This is a genomic window from Mycobacterium hippophais, assembly GCF_027529605.1.
Lineage (GTDB): Bacteria > Actinomycetota > Actinomycetes > Mycobacteriales > Mycobacteriaceae > Mycobacterium > Mycobacterium arseniciresistens.
In genome coordinates this window covers 54,920-69,707 of the sequence record NZ_JAPZPY010000014.1, presented here as the reverse complement: position 1 = coordinate 69,707, position 14,788 = coordinate 54,920, and the positions used below count along the sequence as shown (strand labels likewise).

Sequence of the window (14,788 nt, the reverse complement as noted above, 5' to 3'; positions counted from 1 at the left end):
CCTAGCCCAGGTGCGCCGTCAGCAGCCACGCCGGCATCGACTTGCGGCCACCGGCCTCGTCGCGCAGATCCGTCACGCCGAAGACATCGGCGACGGGCATCTCCGCGGGCAGGTTGGCGTGGATGCGGGCGGGCCGGATCTCGTCGATCTCCCAGTACCTGCCGACGACGTCGCGCAGCTCCTCGGAGGTGACGGCGTTGATCGGGCTCTCGGCCGGCATGCCCGAGGCGTCGAAGACCAGCACGAAGTACGACGCACCCGGCGCGGCGGCGCGCACGATCGACTGCTGGTAGCCCTCGCGCAGTTCGACCGGCATCGAGTGGAACAGCGTCGAGTCGACGATCGTGCCGAACCGGCCGTCGTAGCCGGTGAACGAGCTGATGTCGGCCACCTCGTAGGTGGCGTTGGCGAGTCCGCGCCGGGCGGCTTCGGCGCGGGCCAGCTCGATGGCCGTCGGTGACTGGTCGAGGCCCACCGTGGTGAAGCCGCGTTCGGCGAGGAGCAGCGACACGGCCGCTTCGCCGCAGCCGGCGTCGAGCACGTCGCCGTGGAACCTGCCCGCCTCGATCAACGCGGCGATCTCGGGCTGCGGTTCGTCGATGCTCCAGGGCGGCCGGTTGCCCGCGCCCAGGTCGCCGGCGTCGCGGCGGTAGGCCGACTCGAACATCACGTTCAGCTCTTCGGGAGGATTCGTCATACCCCCGGTTTATCAACATGGTTGATATATGTCAATATGCTTGATATGGATGCGCGTGAGGACCAGCCGCTCGGCTACCTGTTGCACCGGGTGGCCTACGCGCTGCGCACCGAGGTGACCGCCACGGTGCTGGACCAGCTCGAACTGTCCTTCCCGCAATACCTGTGCATGCGGGTGCTGTCGAAGTCGCCCGGCCGCTCCAACGCCGAACTCGCCCGTGACATGTACGTCTCCCCGCAGGCGATGAACACCGTCGTGCGCAGCCTGCAGGACCGCGGTCTGGTCACCCGCCCGGCGTCGGTGGCGTCGGGCCGCTCGCTGCCCGCGGAGCTGACGACCGCGGGCCGGGAGACGCTGTCGCGCACCGACACCGGGGTGCGCGCCGCCGAACAGCGGCTGATGGCGAACCTGAGCGACGCGCAGCGCCGCGAATTCAAGCGCATCCTCGCCGCCCTCGGCGCCGACTGACCCGCCGACACGTAGGGTCGGCGGGGATGACCGGGCACGTCTACGTCTCCCGCCTGCTGACCGACCGGGCGATGGCCAGGCTGCGCGCACTGGGGCCGCCGGTCCGCGCGGGCGGCGACGGCCCGCCCACCCGCGCCGAGCTGACCGCCGGGATCGCCGGCGCCGCCGCGGCCGTCGTCACGCTGACCGAGCGCATCGACGCCGAGGTGTTCGCCGCCGCAGGCCCGGCCCTGCGGATCGTCGCGAACGTCGCCGTCGGCTACGACAACATCGACCTGACGGCGGCCGCCGACGCCGGTGTCGTCGTCACCAACACCCCCGGCGTGCTCGACCGCGCAACCGCCGACCACACCTTCGCCCTGATCCTGGCGGCCACCCGGCGGGTGCTCGAGGGCGACCGGTTGATCCGCTCCCGGCAGCCGTGGGTCTGGGGGCCGCGGATGCTGGTCGGCCTCGACGTCAGCGCGGGCGCCACGCTGGGTGTACTCGGCTACGGCCGCATCGGGCGCGCCGTCGCCTCCCGCGCGAAGGCCTTCGACATGAGAGTGCTTGCGGTGGCCCGGAGTCGCACGCCGGGCACCGAGGAGGACGGTGTCACGTTCGTCGACACCGCCACGCTGCTCGCCGAGAGCGACGTGGTGACCGTGCTGACGCCGCTGACACCGCGGACCCACCACCTGATCGACGCGGCAGCACTCGACGCGATGAAGCCGACGGCCTACCTGATCAACACCGCGCGCGGCGGCATTGTCGACGAGCGCGCACTGGTCGAAGCGCTGCACGCAGGCCGTCTGAGTGGCGCCGCGCTGGATGTGTTCGAGAATGAACCCCATGTCGATCCCGCACTGCTCGACGCTCCCAACCTCGTCCTCACCCCGCACATCGCCAGCGCCGGCGAGGCGACGCGCGATGCCATGGGCATCCTCGCGGCCGACAACGTCGACGCCGTGCTGTCCGGTCGCGAAGCGCTGACACCGGTCCGATGAAGATCGTCCTCGCACCGGACTCGTTCAAGGAGTCGATGACCGCCGCCGAGGCGATCGCCGCCATGCGCGACGGCGTGACGGCCGCGCTTCCCGACGCCGAGTGCGTCGGTGTCCCGATGGCCGACGGCGGCGAGGGCACCGTCGACGCGGTGGTCGACGCACTCGGCGGCAGCCACGTCACCGTCGAGGTCGCCGACGCACTCGGCCGGCCGGTGCCCGCCACGTACGGCTACGTCGCCGACCGCGGCCTGGCCGTCATCGAGATGGCCGCGGCCGCCGGGCTGGAACGCATCGCGACCGCCGAGCGGGACGTGTTGCGGGCCAGCACGTTCGGCGTCGGCCAGCTGATCACCTCGGCGCTCGACCGCGGCGCCGTCGAGTTCCTGGTCGGCCTCGGCGGCTCGGCCACCAACGACGCGGGCGCCGGGATGCTGACCGCCCTGGGAGCGGTGCTCCTCGACGCCGAAGGCGCTCCCCTGCCACCGGGCGGCGCCGCGCTCGAGCGCCTCGACCGGGTCGACACGACCGGACTGGACCCGCGCCTGGCCGACGCGCAGTTCCGGCTGGCGTGCGACGTCACCGCGCCGCTGCTGGGGCCGGGCGGCGCGAGTGCGGTGTTCGGGCCGCAGAAGGGCGCCGGGCCGGCCGACGTCGAGCGGCTGGAGTCGGCGCTGGCCCGGTTCTCCGCGGTCGTCGGCGCCACCCACGTCGACACGCCGGGCGCCGGCGCGGCGGGCGGCCTCGGCTTCGCCCTGCTGCAGTTCCTCGGCGCCGAGACCCGGCCCGGGGTGGAGGTGATCGGCGAGACCGTCGGCCTCGAAGCGGCGCTGACCGGCGCCGACTGGGTGTTCACCGGCGAGGGCGGGGTCGACGCGCAGACGATGCTCGGCAAGACGCCGTTCGGCGTCGCGCAGGTGGCCGCGCGCGCCGGGGCGCGGGTGGTGATCTTCGCAGGCCGTGTCGGCGACGACGCGGCGGTGCTGCTCGACCACGGGGTGGACGAGATCGTCGGGATCACCGCGCCGGGCACACCGCTTCCCGAGGCGTTGCGCACCGGCCCGCAGTCGTTGGCGCGGGCGTGCGCCGAGGTCTGCCGCCGGCTCTAGACGTCCTGGATCCGCGCCCAGGGCCGGGCCTGCTCGAGTTCGTAGGCCAGCCCGAGCAGCCGGGCCTCCTGGCCGAGGGTGGCCGACAGCATCATCCCGACCGGCAAGCCGTCCGACGACTCGGCCAGCGGCAGTGAGATCGCCGGGTCACCGGTGACGTTTTGCAGCGGCGTGAACGCCACCCAGTCCATCAGCCGGTCGATGATCTGCTGATAGTCCGCGGTCGGGTCGAGATGCCCGATCCGCGGCGTGACCTGTGCCAGCGTCGGGGTGAGCAGGACGTCGTGGTCGGCGGCGAGCCGGTTGGTGATGCGGCGGGCCCGGGACAGCCGTGCCATGGCCAGCGGCAGCCGGTGCAGGTTGCGTGCGGCGTGCAGTTCCAGGCCGAGGGTGAGGTTGTCGAGCTTGTCACGGTCGAAGCTCGGGCCGAACGCGCGGCGGCCGCCGCGCACCAGCGCATACGACAGCAGCGCCCAGTACAGCAGGAAGTCGTCGCCGAATGTGCTTGGCACCGGCGGGTTCTCGATGTGCGTCACCCGGTGGCCCAGCTCCTCGAGCAGCGTGGCGGTCTTCAGCGTCAGGTCACGCACCTCCGGGCTCGAGTCGCGGTCGATCGAGCGGGTGCACACCGCGATCCGCAGCCGCTGCCGCGCCGGTCCGGTGACGTCGCCGACCGGCAACAGCTTCGGGTGCCGGTACACCTGTTCGGCTTCCCGGTAGAACGCCGCGGTGTCGCGCACCGACCGGGTGAGCACACCGTTGGCGACAATGCGGATCGGCATCTGGCGCATCTGCCGGTCGAGCGGAAGCCTGCCGCGCGATGGCTTGAGCCCGACCAGCCCGTTGCAGGAGGCGGGGATCCGGATGGAGCCGCCACCGTCGTTGGCGTGTGCGATCGGCACCACACCCGCGGCCACGAACGCCCCAGAACCCGACGACGAGGCGCCTGCGGTGCGCTCGGGGTTCCACGGGTTGCGCACCGGGCCCAGCCGCGGGTGCTCGGCGGCGGCACTGAAGCCGAACTCCGAGAGCTGCGTCTTGCCCAACGGGACGAGGCCGGTGGCCAGGAACGCTCGCGCGAAGTCGCCGTCGAGCTTCTCCGGGCGGGGGTCCCACGCGTCGGTGCCCTCCATCGTGGGCATGCCCGCGACGGCCACGTTGTCCTTGAGGAATGACGGGACGCCGTCGAAGAAGCCACCGTACGGCGTTCGGGCCCTTGCCCTTTCGCGGGCACGGTCGAAAGCGCGATAGGCCAGGCCGTTCAGCCGGGGGTTGACCGCCTCGACGCGCGCGATAGCCGCGTCCACGAGTTCGGCGGCCGACACCCGGCCCGCCCGTAGCGCGTCGACCAGGCCGACGGCGTCGTGGTCACCGAGGGCGTCGTCGCCGAAGGCCCAGATACGACTCATGCGCCGACGGTACCAAGTGGTACCGCCGGCGCATGAGAGTTGAGTCGCGTCAGCTGTGGTGAGCCGTCAGGCCTGGCCGACCTCGAAGCGGACGAACCGCGTCACGGTCACACCGGCATCGTCCAGCAGCGCCTTGACGGTCTTCTTGCTGTCCGACACCGACGGCTGCTCGAGCAGGACGACGTCCTTGTAGTAGCCGTTCACCCGACCCTCGACGATCTTGGCCAGCGCCTGCTCGGGCTTGCCCTCGTTGCGGGCGGTCTCCTCGGCGATACGACGCTCGTTGGCGACGATGTCCTCGGGGACGTCCTCACGGGACAGGTACTTCGCCTTGAGCGCCGCGATCTGCAGCGCCACCGCGTGGGCGGCCGACTTGTCCGAACCGGTGTACTCGACGAGCACGCCGACACCGGGCGGCAGGTCCGCAGCCCGCTTGTGCAGGTAGGTCTCCACGGTGCCGTCGAAGTACGCGACGCGGCGCAGTTCGAGCTTCTCGCCGATCTTGGCGCTGAGGTCCGCGATCGTCTGCTCCACCGTGGTGTCGCCGACCGGGGCCGCCTTGAGCGCGTCGAGGTCGGTGGCCTTGGCCGCGGCGGCCGCCGCGACGATCTGGTCGGCCACCGACTGGAAGTCGGCGTTCTTGGCGACGAAGTCGGTCTCGGAGTTCAGCTCGATCAGGGCGCCGTCCTTGGCCGCGACGAGGCCCTCGGCGGTGGCCCGCTCGGCACGCTTGCCGACGTCCTTGGCGCCCTTGATGCGCAGCAACTCGACGGCCTTGTCGAAGTCGCCGTCGGCGTCGACGAGCGCGTTCTTCGACGCGAGCATGCCGGCGCCGGTCAGCTCCCGAAGTCGCTTGACGTCGGCAGCGGTGTAGTTCGCCATTTCAGCCTTCCTCAGGGGTTCTGAGCGATCGTGGGTTCGGTCTGGATGTCGGCCTCGGGGGTGCCGGGCTCGGCGCCCGCGGCCGTCGGCGACGCGGTGGCGGTCGCGGTGGCTGACGCCAGCAGCTCCTGCTCCCACTCGGTGAGCGGCTCGGCGGCGCCGTCGGCGTCGGGCTTGTCACCCGTGCGGCCGACGTTGGACCGGGCCTGCAGCCCCTCGGCGACCGCGGCGGCGATGACGCGGGTCAGCAGTGCGGCCGACCGGATCGCGTCGTCGTTGCCCGGGATCGGGTAGTCGACGAGGTCGGGATCGCAGTTGGTGTCGAGGATCGCGATGATCGGGATGTTGAGCTTGCGCGCCTCGGCCACCGCGAGGTGCTCCTTGTTGGTGTCGACGACCCAGATCGCCGACGGCACCTTCGCCATGTCGCGGATACCGCCGAGGCTGCGCTCGAGCTTGTTCTTCTCGCGGGTCAGCATCAGGATTTCCTTCTTGGTGCGACCCTCGAAGCCACCGGTCTGCTCCATGGTCTCGAGCTCCTTCATCCGCTGAAGGCGCTTGTGCACGGTGGAGAAGTTGGTGAGCATGCCGCCCAGCCAGCGCTGGTTCACATAGGGCATGCCGACGCGGGTGGCCTCTGCGGCGATCGATTCCTGCGCCTGCTTCTTGGTGCCGACCATCATGATCGAGCCACCGTGGGCGACGGTCTCCTTGACGAACTCGTACGCCTTGTCGATGTAGGTCAGCGTCTGCTGCAGGTCGATGATGTAGATGCCGTTGCGGTCGGTGAAGATGAACCGCTTCATCTTGGGATTCCAGCGACGGGTCTGGTGCCCGAAGTGGGTGCCGCTGTCCAGCAGCTGCTTCATGGTCACGACGGCCATGGGTGTACCCAGCCTTTACTTGTCGGTTGTCGCCCGGCGTCGGGGTGATGCCAGGCCCTGGTGCCCGCTGGTTGCCGGACCCGGCCGAAGTGAACTTCGGGACGGGACCGCCGGCATCCGGGTAGAACCGCCATGGGGCGGCCTGTGCAGACACGCGAAGTCAGCCCGCGCAAGCGAGCTGCGGTTAGCAGTTTACACCGTCCGACGGGGTGCTTTTGCCACGGTGACCTGGCCATCCACAGCTTCGGCGAGGGGCCTGGCGCAGCGGGCGTGTCATGCGCTGAGCTGGACCGATGCGGTGGCTGATGCTGATCGTCGTGGCGCTGACCCTGGCCGCGCCCTCGCACGCCGACGGCGGACGCCTTGACTGGCCGCTGCGGCCGCGCCCCGCGGTGGTGCGGGTGTTCGACGCGCCGTCGCCCAACTGGCAGCGCGGGCACCGCGGTGTCGACCTGGCCGCCGCGCCCGGCGCGACGGTGTACGCCGCGGGGGCGGGCACCGTGGTGTTCGCCGGTGAGCTGGCGGGCCGCCCGCTGCTGTCCATCGCCCACCCCGGCGGCCTGCGGACCAGCTATGAGCCGGTGCGGGCGACGGTGCGGCCCGGCCAACTCGTCGCGAAGGGTACGGCGGTCGGTGTGCTCGACGCCGGCCACGCGGGCTGCCCGGCCGCGGCGTGCCTGCACTGGGGCGCGATGTGGGGTCCGGCCGCGCGTGCCGACTACGTCGATCCGCTCGGTCTGCTGGCGGGCACGGCGATCCGCCTCAAGCCGGTCGCCGGCTGACCTCCCCCGGCGAGCGGGAGTGCGCTTAACGTCGAGACCGTGACCACGGATGCCCACCAATCACGACGGCCACGCTTCGGGCTGCACACCGCACTGCCCCGCGGCAGCGACTTCACCGACTTCGCGCGGTCGGTCGAGCGGGCCGGTTTCGACGTGCTGACCGTGCCGGACCACTTCGTCGCGTCGCTGTCCCCGTTCGCGGCGGCGTCGGCGGCGGCCGCGGCCACTTCGCGGCTGCGCACCGGAACCCTGGTGCTCAACAACGACTTCCGGCACCCGGTCGACACCGCGCGGGAAGCCGTCACGATCGCCGACATCTCCGGTGGCCGCTTCGAACTCGGTCTCGGTGCCGGGCACATGAAGTCGGAGTACGACGCCGCAGGCCTGACGTTCGACCGTGGCGGCGTCCGCGTCGACCGGCTGGAGGAGGCCGCCGCGGTGATCCGGGCACTGCTGCGCGGTGACGCCGTCGACGTCGCGGGCGCCCACTACCGGGTGCACGCCGGCGCCGGGGAACTCGCACCCGCGCCGCCTGCGCCGGTGCCGCTGTTGATCGGCGGCAACGGAACCCGCGTGCTCGCGCTGGCCGGTCGTCTCGCCGACATCGCCGGCCTGGCGGGCATCAGTCACAATCGCGACGCGACTGCGGTGCGGCTCAGTCACTTCGACGCCGCGGGCGTGCTGGACCGCATCGCGGTGGTGCGCGACGCGGCGGGTGACCGGTTCCCCGAGATCGAGCTCAACGGCCTGATCCAGTTCGTGGTCCGCTCCGACGACCGCGCCGCGGCGGCGGCCGAACTCGCCGCACCGTTCGGCCTGACGGCCGATCCGCTGCTGGAGTCGCCGTTCGTGTTGATCGGGACCCATGAACAGATGGCGGAAGCGCTGACAGAACGCCAACACCGGTTCGGCATCAGCTATTGGACGGTGTTCGACGAGTGGCCGGGAAGGCCGTCGGCGATGCCGGACCTGACCGAGGTCATCGCCCTGCTGCGCTGACAGGGCGGCGCCGATCCCTCGCGCGCGACACCGATAAAATCGGCGATCATGACGGAGCACGAGGCCGACATCGATCTGCCCATCGAATACCTCCCCGACGACGAGGGTTTCCGGTGGTTGACGATCGACTCCCCGACCGCCGACATGACGGGCTGGCGCGTCGAGGTCGGCGATGACGCACCCTGGTTGATCTTCCGCAGCATGAAGCCCGACGAGAGCTACCGCGAGGTCCGCGATTTCCAGCGGGTGTCGTTCTCCGTCATCGGCGAGCGGTGGAGCGCTCCGGTCAACTGGGGCGAGCTCGTGGTGCGGTGGATGCCGCCGGACGCCGTCGAACAGTCGGCCTAGGCGACCCACCGCCGCTTGGATCGGACCGGGCGCGGATCACGCCCGTGGATGCGCCTGGTCGTGCACCGCGCGCAGCCGCGCGACGGTGACATGCGTGTAGAGCTGCGTCGTGGCCAGCGTGGAGTGGCCGAGTAGCTCCTGCACGATGCGCAGGTCGGCACCGCCCTCCAGCAGATGCGTTGCCGCACTGTGCCGTAGACCGTGTGGGCCGATGTCGGGTGCGCCGTCCACCGCCGCGACGGTCTGGTGCACGACCGTGCGCGCCTGCCGCTGGTCGAGCCGCTTGCCGCGGGCGCCGAGCAGCAGAGCGGGCCCGGAGTCGGCAGTGGCCAGTGCGGGCCTGCCGTCGGCCAGCCACGACGAGAGCGCCAGCTGGGCGGGCTCCCCGAACGGCACCGTCCGTTGCTTGTCGCCCTTGCCGAGCACCCGCAGCAGCCGTCGCGAGGTGTCGACCTCGTCGACGTCCAGGCCGCACAGCTCACTGACCCGGATCCCGGTCGCATACAGCATCTCGACGATCAACCGGTCCCGCAGGGCGAGCGGATCATTCTGCTGCGCACCGGAAGTGGCGGCCGCCATGGCGTCGAGCGCCTGGTCCTGGCGCAACACGGACGGCAGCGTGCGACGGGCCTTGGGCAGCTGCAGCCGGGTGGCCGGGTCGGTGGCGAGCAGGCCGCGCCGCAGAGCCCACGCGGTGAATGTCTTGACCGCCGACGTCCGCCGAGCCAGCGTGGTGCGGGCCGCGCCGCCGCCGGCCTGCTCGGCGAGCCAGGACCGCAGCACGGGCAGGCTCAGCCCGGCGACACCGGCGCCGGGCAGCCGCCGGTCGAGGAAGGCGAACAGCGATCGCAGGTCGCCACGGTAGGCGCGGCGGGTGTGCGCCGAGCGCCCGCACTGCAGTTCGAGGTACTCGTCGAATTCGTCGAGGACCTCATCGATCGTGGCCGTCACGCCCCTACCGTCGCAGAGCGCCCGCAGGTGTCTAGCCGACGCGCCGCAGCGTGTCCGGAGTGAGATCGGCCAGCGTCGGATAGCCGTCGACGGCCATCGTCAGGTCCGCCTCGGCCAGCAGTGACCGCAGCACGTGCACGACGCCGTCGACCCCGCCGAGCGCCAGGCCGTAGGCGTAGGGCCTGCCGACGCCGACCGCGGTGGCCCCCAGCGCCAGCGCCTTGACGATGTCGGCGCCGCTGCGGATGCCCGAGTCGAACAGGACCGGCAGCCCGTCGGCCGCGGCGACGACGTCGGGTAGGCAGTCGATGGCGGCCAGGCCGCCGTTGGCCTGCCTGCCGCCGTGGTTGGAGCAGTAGATGGCGTCGACGCCGCCGTCCTTGGCGCGCCGGGCGTCGTCGGGATGGCAGATGCCCTTGACGATCAGCGGCAGGTCGGTCAGCGAGCGCAGCCAGGGCAGGTCGTCCCAGGTGACCGGGTTGCCGAACAGCGACACCCAGTGCAGCACGGCGGCCTGGGGATTCTCCTCGGGCGTCTGCGCCAGGGCGGCGCGGAACACCGGGTCGCTGGTGTAGTTGGCCAGGCACTTACCGCGCAGCTGCGGGAAGTTCGACGTGGACAGGTCGCGGGGCCGCCAGCCCGGCACCCAGGTGTCGAGGGTGACGATGATGCCCTTGTAGCCGGCGGCCTCGGCCCGGTGCACCAGGCTGGCGGCCAGGTCGCGGTCGGTCGGGCAGTACAGCTGGAAGAAGCCCGGGGTGTCGCCGAATTCGGCGGCCACGTCCTCGAGCGGGTCCTCGGTCAGCGTCGAGACCACCATCGGGACGCCGGTGCGCGCCGCGGCCTTGGCGGTGGCCACGTCGCCGTGGCCGCCCTGGGCGCAGATGCCGATCACGCCGATCGGCGCCATGAAGACCGGGGACGGCAGGTCGAGTCCGAACAGGTTGAGCGACAGGTCGCGTTCGCGGGTCGCGCGGAACATCCGCGGCATCAGTCCCCAGTTGTCGAACGCGGTGCGGTTGAGGCGCTGGGTGCGTTCGTCGCCGGCGCCGCCCGCGACGTAGGAGTACACCGACGGCGGCATCGCGGCCTCGGCCTTGGCCTCCCAGTCCGCGAACGTCATCGGCATCGTCGGCAGGACGCCGGACAGGCCCTGCAGGTAGATCTCGAACTGGTAGTTACCGAAGGTCATGGCGGCCAGCGTGCCAGCCGGTGCAGGCCGTCGGCCAGCCCGGGTGTCAGCCGGCCTCGGCCTTGGCGAGTTCGGCCTTCCACTGCCGGAAGGTCTCCTCGGTGCGGCCGCGCCGCCAGTACCCGGAGATCGACGACGCCCACTTCGCGTCCACGCCGCGCTCCTTGCGGATGTAGGCCCGCAGGTTGTGCATCACGGCCTGCGCCTCGCCGTGGATGAACACCTGCACCTGGCCCGGCAGCCAGAGCGTCTCCTTCACCGCGGCGATCAGGGGCGCGTGGTCGCCCGCCCTCTCCTCGGGCACCAGGTCGGCCCGGCCACCGCGGTAGACCCAGATGACGAACATCCCCTCGGGCGCGGTGAGCTCGATCTGATCGTCCGGGCCCGCGACCTCGATGTACGCCCGCCCGACGGCGTCGGCGGGCAACGCCTCGAGCGCCGCGCCGATGGCGGGCAGCGCCGCCTCGTCGCCGGCGAACAGGTACCAGTCGGCCTCCGGGTCCGGTGAGAACGCCCCGCTCGGCCCCATCAGGTACGCCGGCTGGCCGGGCTCGGCCGCGGCCGCCCACGGGCCCGCCACGCCGTGTTCGCCGTGCACGACGAAGTCGATGGTGATCTCGCCGCGCTCGGCGTCGACCCGGCGCACGGTGTAGGTCCGCACGGTGGGCTGCTGCTCGGGAGGCAGCGCGGAGAAGCTGTCCATCGTCAGCGGGGTCTCCAGCGCCGACACGTCGACGCCGGACGGCGGGAAGACGAGCTTGACGTAGGAGTCGGTGTTCTCGCCGGGCGTGAAGGTGCCGAAGCCGCGGCTCTGCCCGTTTCGGCCATCGGTGTTGTTGCCGCCCAGCACCACTCGGACCATGTGCGGTGACAGCTGTTCGCTGCTCACCACCTCGAAGGTGTGTATCGGACGTCCAGCCACTGTGTTCCTCCACTACGTCTTGCGGTCGCCTCGACTATACGAGCGTGCCCGTCCCTGCGGCCTGCTACCGATGGCGGACCAGTTTCCAGCGGCCGTCGCGCTGCGTGACCAGGCCTGCGATCTCCATCGCCGCCAGTGGGCCGATGACGCGCGGCCCCGGCAGGCCCGCCGCCACCGCGACCTCGTCGAGGGTGCGGGCGCCGCGGGCGGGCAGCGCGTCGTACACCCGCCGCTGCGCCTCGTCCAGCCCGTCCAGCGGCGACGTCGGCCGCTGCTCCTCGGGGGCCAGCTCGCCCATCCGGCCCACCAGTTCGACGACGTCCTCGGCCCGGGTGACCAGCTCGGCATTCCCGTCGCGAAGCAGCCGGTGACAGCCGACCGACACCGACGACGTGACGGGTCCCGGCACCGCACACACCGTCCGGCCGAGTGTCCGTGCCCACCCGGCGGTGCTGGCGGCTCCGCTGCGGGCGCCGGCCTCGACGACCACGGTGGCGCCCGACAGCGCGGCCACCAGCCGGTTGCGGGTGAGGAACCGCAACCGGCCGGGGCGCACGCCCGGCGGGTACTCGCTGACCACCAGGCCCTCCTCGGCGATCCGCCGCAGCAGCGCGGTGTGGCCCGCCGGATAGGGCACGTCGACGCCCGCGGCCAGCACCGCGACCGTCAGCCCGTCGGACGCCAGCGCCGCCCGGTGGGCCACACCATCGATGCCGTACGCGCCACCGGAGACCACGGCCACGTCGCGGGCCGCCAACCCCGCGGAGAGGTCGGCGGCCACGTGTTCCCCGTAGGCCGTCGCCGCCCTCGTCCCGACCACCGCGGCGGCCCGGCCGGGCACCTCGTCCAGGCGGACCTCCCCCACCACCCACAGCACCAGCGGCGGATGGCACTCCCGCGGCCGCGCCGATCGGCCGAACGCCGAGAATGCGAGCGCAGGCCACTCGTCGTCGCGCGCCGTCACGATGCGGCCCCCCAGCCGTTCGACGGCATCGAGATCGTCTTGCGCGCAATCGATGTCGCGGCGCGCCTCGGTGTGGAACGCCAACCGTTCGCCGACTGCGCCGCGGCGAACGCGGTCGGCCGCCTCCCGGGCGCCGACGCGGGTGACGAGATCGGCGAGCTCGGGACACGGCGGCTCGGCCACCCGCGACAGGTAGGCCCAGGCGCGGGCGTCGGCGTTCATCGCGCACCGCCGAACTGGCGGAAGCCCAGCGCCGTGCTGACATCGTCGATCTCCGGAGAGGCGCGGCCGGCGAGATCGGCCAGCGTCCACGCGACCCGCAATGTGCGGTCCATCCCCCGGATGGACAACCGGCCGCTGTCGACGGCGGTGCGCAGCGGTTTCATCGCCGGCGGGGACAACCGGAACCTGCGGCGCAGAAGCGCGCCGCTGACCTCGGCGTTGGTACGGATTCCGTGCGTTCGCCACCGGTCCTCGGCCGCGGCACGAGCGGCGGCCACGCGCGCCCGCACCTCGCCGGTGGGTTCACCGTCCTCGGCGGCGAACGCCCCGCCACGGGCCGAGTGCATCTGCACCCGCAGGTCCACCCGGTCCATCAGCGGGCCGGACAGCCTGCCCAGGTAGCGGCGCTTCTCGGCGCTGCCGCACATGCAGTCCCGCGGGTCGATCGGTGCGCACGGACACGGATTGGCGGCCATCACCAGCTGGAACCGCGCGGGATAGCGCGCCACCCCGTCGCGCCGTGCGAGCCGGATCTCACCGTCCTCCAGCGGAGTTCGCAACGCCTCCAGCACGCTGAGACCGATCTCGGCACACTCGTCGAGGAACAGCACCCCTCTATGCGCCCGGCTCACCGCACCCGGGCGGGCCATTCCCGTCCCGCCGCCCACCAGTGCCGCCACGCTCGACGTGTGGTGCGGCGCCACGAACGGCGGGCGGGTGATCAGGGGCGCGCTGCCCGACAGCAGGCCTGCCACCGAGTGGATCGCCGTGACCTCGAGCGACTCCTCGTGTGACAGCGGCGGCAGCAGTCCCGGAAGCCGTTGCGCCAGCATGGTTTTGCCCACCCCCGGCGGCCCGGTCAACATCAGGTGGTGGGCGCCCGCGGCGGCCACCTCGACGGCGTAGCGGGCCTCCGTCTGGCCGACCACGTCGGCGAGGTCGACCGTCTCCTCGGGCGGCGCGGGCGGCGCGCAGATCCGTTCGGCGAGCGGCGCCTTGCCCGCCAGCCACGCCTGCAGCTGCCCCAGGGTGCGGGCGCCGAGCACGTCGATGCCGTCGATGAGGCTGGCCTCGGCGAGATTCTCCACCGGCACCACCACCGTCGGCCAGCCTTCCCGCTTGGCCGCCAGCACCGCGGGCAGCACGCCCTTGATCGCCCTCACCCGGCCGTCGAGCGCGAGTTCGCCCAGCAGCACCGCCTTCTCCAGCCGCGGCCACTCCTTCTTCGAGTGCGCCGACAGCACCGCGGAGGCCAGCGCGATGTCGTAGACCGATCCCATCTTCGGCAGGGTGGCCGGTGAGAGGGCGAGCGTCAGGCGCCTCATCGGCCACTCGTAGCCGCAGTTGGTGATCGCCGCGCGCACCCGGTCGCGCGACTCCTGCAGCGCCGCGTCGGGCAACCCCACCAGGTGCACGCCGGGCAGACCGTTGGCGATGTCGGCCTCGATCTCGACGATGTGGCCGTCCAGGCCGCGGACCGCCACCGAGAACGCCCGGCCCACCGCCATCTACCCCACCCCCTGCACGTGGGTGATCTCCGGCACCGGGCAGCGTCCGATGCGTACCCCGATGACATCCAGCCGCACCGACGCCCAGCTGTCGGTCTGACCTGCCAGCCAGATCCCCGCCAACCGCCGTAGCCGGCGCACCTTCTGTGGGGTGACCGCCTGCGCCACCCCACCGAACCGGTCCGATGTCCGCGTCTTGACTTCGACGAACACCACCGCCCGCGCCGCCGGGTCGGTGGCGATGACGTCGAGTTCGCCGTAGCGGCAACGCCAGTTGCGGGCCAGCACCCGCAGCCCGAGCGATGTGAGGTGCTCGACGGCGAGCTTCTCACCGAGTGCGCCGATCTCGGCACGTGTCCACGTGGTCATGGCCGCAACGCTGGTCCGGCGCACCGACAGGAGACCGGAGTCCATCCCCAGCCACGGGTTCGTCCACAATGCGGGCAGGACCGGGTTTCGCAAGCGTAA

General features: G+C 72.0%; 16 protein-coding genes. 6 read left to right on the top strand and 10 right to left on the bottom strand.

What is annotated here, in order from left to right; all coding sequences use genetic code 11:
- Window position 1 precedes the first annotated feature (1 nt).
- A complete protein-coding gene (locus O6P37_RS24175) occupies window positions 2-697 on the bottom strand; it encodes a class I SAM-dependent methyltransferase (protein ID WP_264015340.1) in 696 nt (231 codons plus the stop codon).
- 45 nt (window positions 698-742) lie between these two features.
- Here O6P37_RS24175 and O6P37_RS24170 point away from each other — a divergent pair, with 45 nt between their 5' ends.
- Genes O6P37_RS24170 through O6P37_RS24160 form a run of 3 tightly spaced genes read left to right on the top strand, consistent with a single transcriptional unit; the run spans window position 743 to window position 3,257 of the window.
- Window positions 743-1,165: a MarR family winged helix-turn-helix transcriptional regulator gene (locus O6P37_RS24170; RefSeq protein WP_269896458.1), complete on the top strand. Its 423-nt coding sequence runs from the start codon at window positions 743-745 to the stop codon at window positions 1,163-1,165.
- A 26-nt stretch (window positions 1,166-1,191) separates the two neighbouring features.
- The gene (locus O6P37_RS24165; RefSeq protein ID WP_269896457.1) at window positions 1,192-2,151 is read left to right on the top strand and encodes a 2-hydroxyacid dehydrogenase; all 960 of its coding nucleotides are present in this window, start codon (window positions 1,192-1,194) and stop codon (window positions 2,149-2,151) included.
- On the top strand, window positions 2,148-3,257 hold the full coding sequence (locus O6P37_RS24160; protein WP_269896456.1) for a glycerate kinase: 1,110 nt from the start codon (window positions 2,148-2,150) through the stop codon (window positions 3,255-3,257). Before O6P37_RS24165 ends, O6P37_RS24160 begins: the two co-directional genes overlap by 4 nt.
- Here O6P37_RS24160 and O6P37_RS24155 read toward each other — a convergent pair.
- The 3 genes from O6P37_RS24155 to rpsB all read right to left on the bottom strand — a co-directional run bounded on the left by O6P37_RS24155 (window position 3,254) and on the right by rpsB (window position 6,432).
- On the bottom strand, window positions 3,254-4,666 hold the full coding sequence (locus O6P37_RS24155; protein WP_269896455.1) for an amidase: 1,413 nt from the start codon (window positions 4,664-4,666) through the stop codon (window positions 3,254-3,256). The two genes, O6P37_RS24160 and O6P37_RS24155, sit on opposite strands and share 4 nt — an antisense overlap.
- Window positions 4,667-4,732: 66 nt before the next feature.
- Entirely contained in the window at window positions 4,733-5,548 is an 816-nt protein-coding gene (tsf, locus tag O6P37_RS24150; protein ID WP_264015334.1) for a translation elongation factor Ts, read from the bottom strand.
- Between the two features lie 11 nt (window positions 5,549-5,559).
- Window positions 5,560-6,432, bottom strand: a complete 873-nt coding sequence (gene rpsB / locus O6P37_RS24145; RefSeq protein ID WP_269896454.1) for a 30S ribosomal protein S2 — start codon at window positions 6,430-6,432, stop codon at window positions 5,560-5,562.
- Between the two features lie 293 nt (window positions 6,433-6,725).
- Here rpsB and O6P37_RS24140 point away from each other — a divergent pair, with 293 nt between their 5' ends.
- From O6P37_RS24140 to O6P37_RS24130, 3 genes are read left to right on the top strand one after another with little or no spacing between them, the layout of a single operon-like run.
- A complete protein-coding gene (locus tag O6P37_RS24140) occupies window positions 6,726-7,214 on the top strand; it encodes a M23 family metallopeptidase (RefSeq protein ID WP_269896453.1) in 489 nt (162 codons plus the stop codon).
- A gap of 39 nt (window positions 7,215-7,253) precedes the next feature.
- Complete coding sequence (locus tag O6P37_RS24135) at window positions 7,254-8,213, top strand: TIGR03621 family F420-dependent LLM class oxidoreductase (RefSeq protein ID WP_269896452.1); 960 nt, start codon at window positions 7,254-7,256, stop codon at window positions 8,211-8,213.
- Window positions 8,214-8,261: 48 nt separating this feature from the next.
- The gene (locus O6P37_RS24130; protein ID WP_269896451.1) at window positions 8,262-8,561 is read left to right on the top strand and encodes a hypothetical protein; all 300 of its coding nucleotides are present in this window, start codon (window positions 8,262-8,264) and stop codon (window positions 8,559-8,561) included.
- Between the two features lie 36 nt (window positions 8,562-8,597).
- Here O6P37_RS24130 and O6P37_RS24125 read toward each other — a convergent pair whose 3' ends face one another.
- The 6 genes from O6P37_RS24125 to O6P37_RS24100 form a co-directional block, all read right to left on the bottom strand.
- Complete coding sequence (locus O6P37_RS24125) at window positions 8,598-9,500, bottom strand: tyrosine recombinase XerC (protein WP_269896537.1); 903 nt, start codon at window positions 9,498-9,500, stop codon at window positions 8,598-8,600.
- A gap of 43 nt (window positions 9,501-9,543) precedes the next feature.
- Window positions 9,544-10,704, bottom strand: coding sequence for a lactate 2-monooxygenase (locus O6P37_RS24120; protein ID WP_269896450.1), 1,161 nt, complete (start codon window positions 10,702-10,704; stop codon window positions 9,544-9,546).
- Between the two features lie 46 nt (window positions 10,705-10,750).
- Window positions 10,751-11,626 carry a siderophore-interacting protein gene (locus O6P37_RS24115; protein ID WP_269896449.1) on the bottom strand — a complete coding sequence of 292 codons (876 nt, stop codon included), beginning with the start codon at window positions 11,624-11,626 and terminating at the stop codon, window positions 10,751-10,753.
- Between the two features lie 64 nt (window positions 11,627-11,690).
- The gene (dprA, locus tag O6P37_RS24110) at window positions 11,691-12,812 is read right to left on the bottom strand and encodes a DNA-processing protein DprA (RefSeq protein ID WP_269896448.1); all 1,122 of its coding nucleotides are present in this window, start codon (window positions 12,810-12,812) and stop codon (window positions 11,691-11,693) included.
- Window positions 12,809-14,320, bottom strand: coding sequence for a YifB family Mg chelatase-like AAA ATPase (locus O6P37_RS24105; protein WP_269896447.1), 1,512 nt, complete (start codon window positions 14,318-14,320; stop codon window positions 12,809-12,811). The genes dprA and O6P37_RS24105 overlap by 4 nt, the downstream gene beginning before the upstream one ends.
- On the bottom strand, window positions 14,321-14,689 hold the full coding sequence (locus O6P37_RS24100) for a YraN family protein (protein WP_269896446.1): 369 nt from the start codon (window positions 14,687-14,689) through the stop codon (window positions 14,321-14,323). It abuts the gene before it with no gap.
- Window positions 14,690-14,788 lie beyond the last annotated feature (99 nt).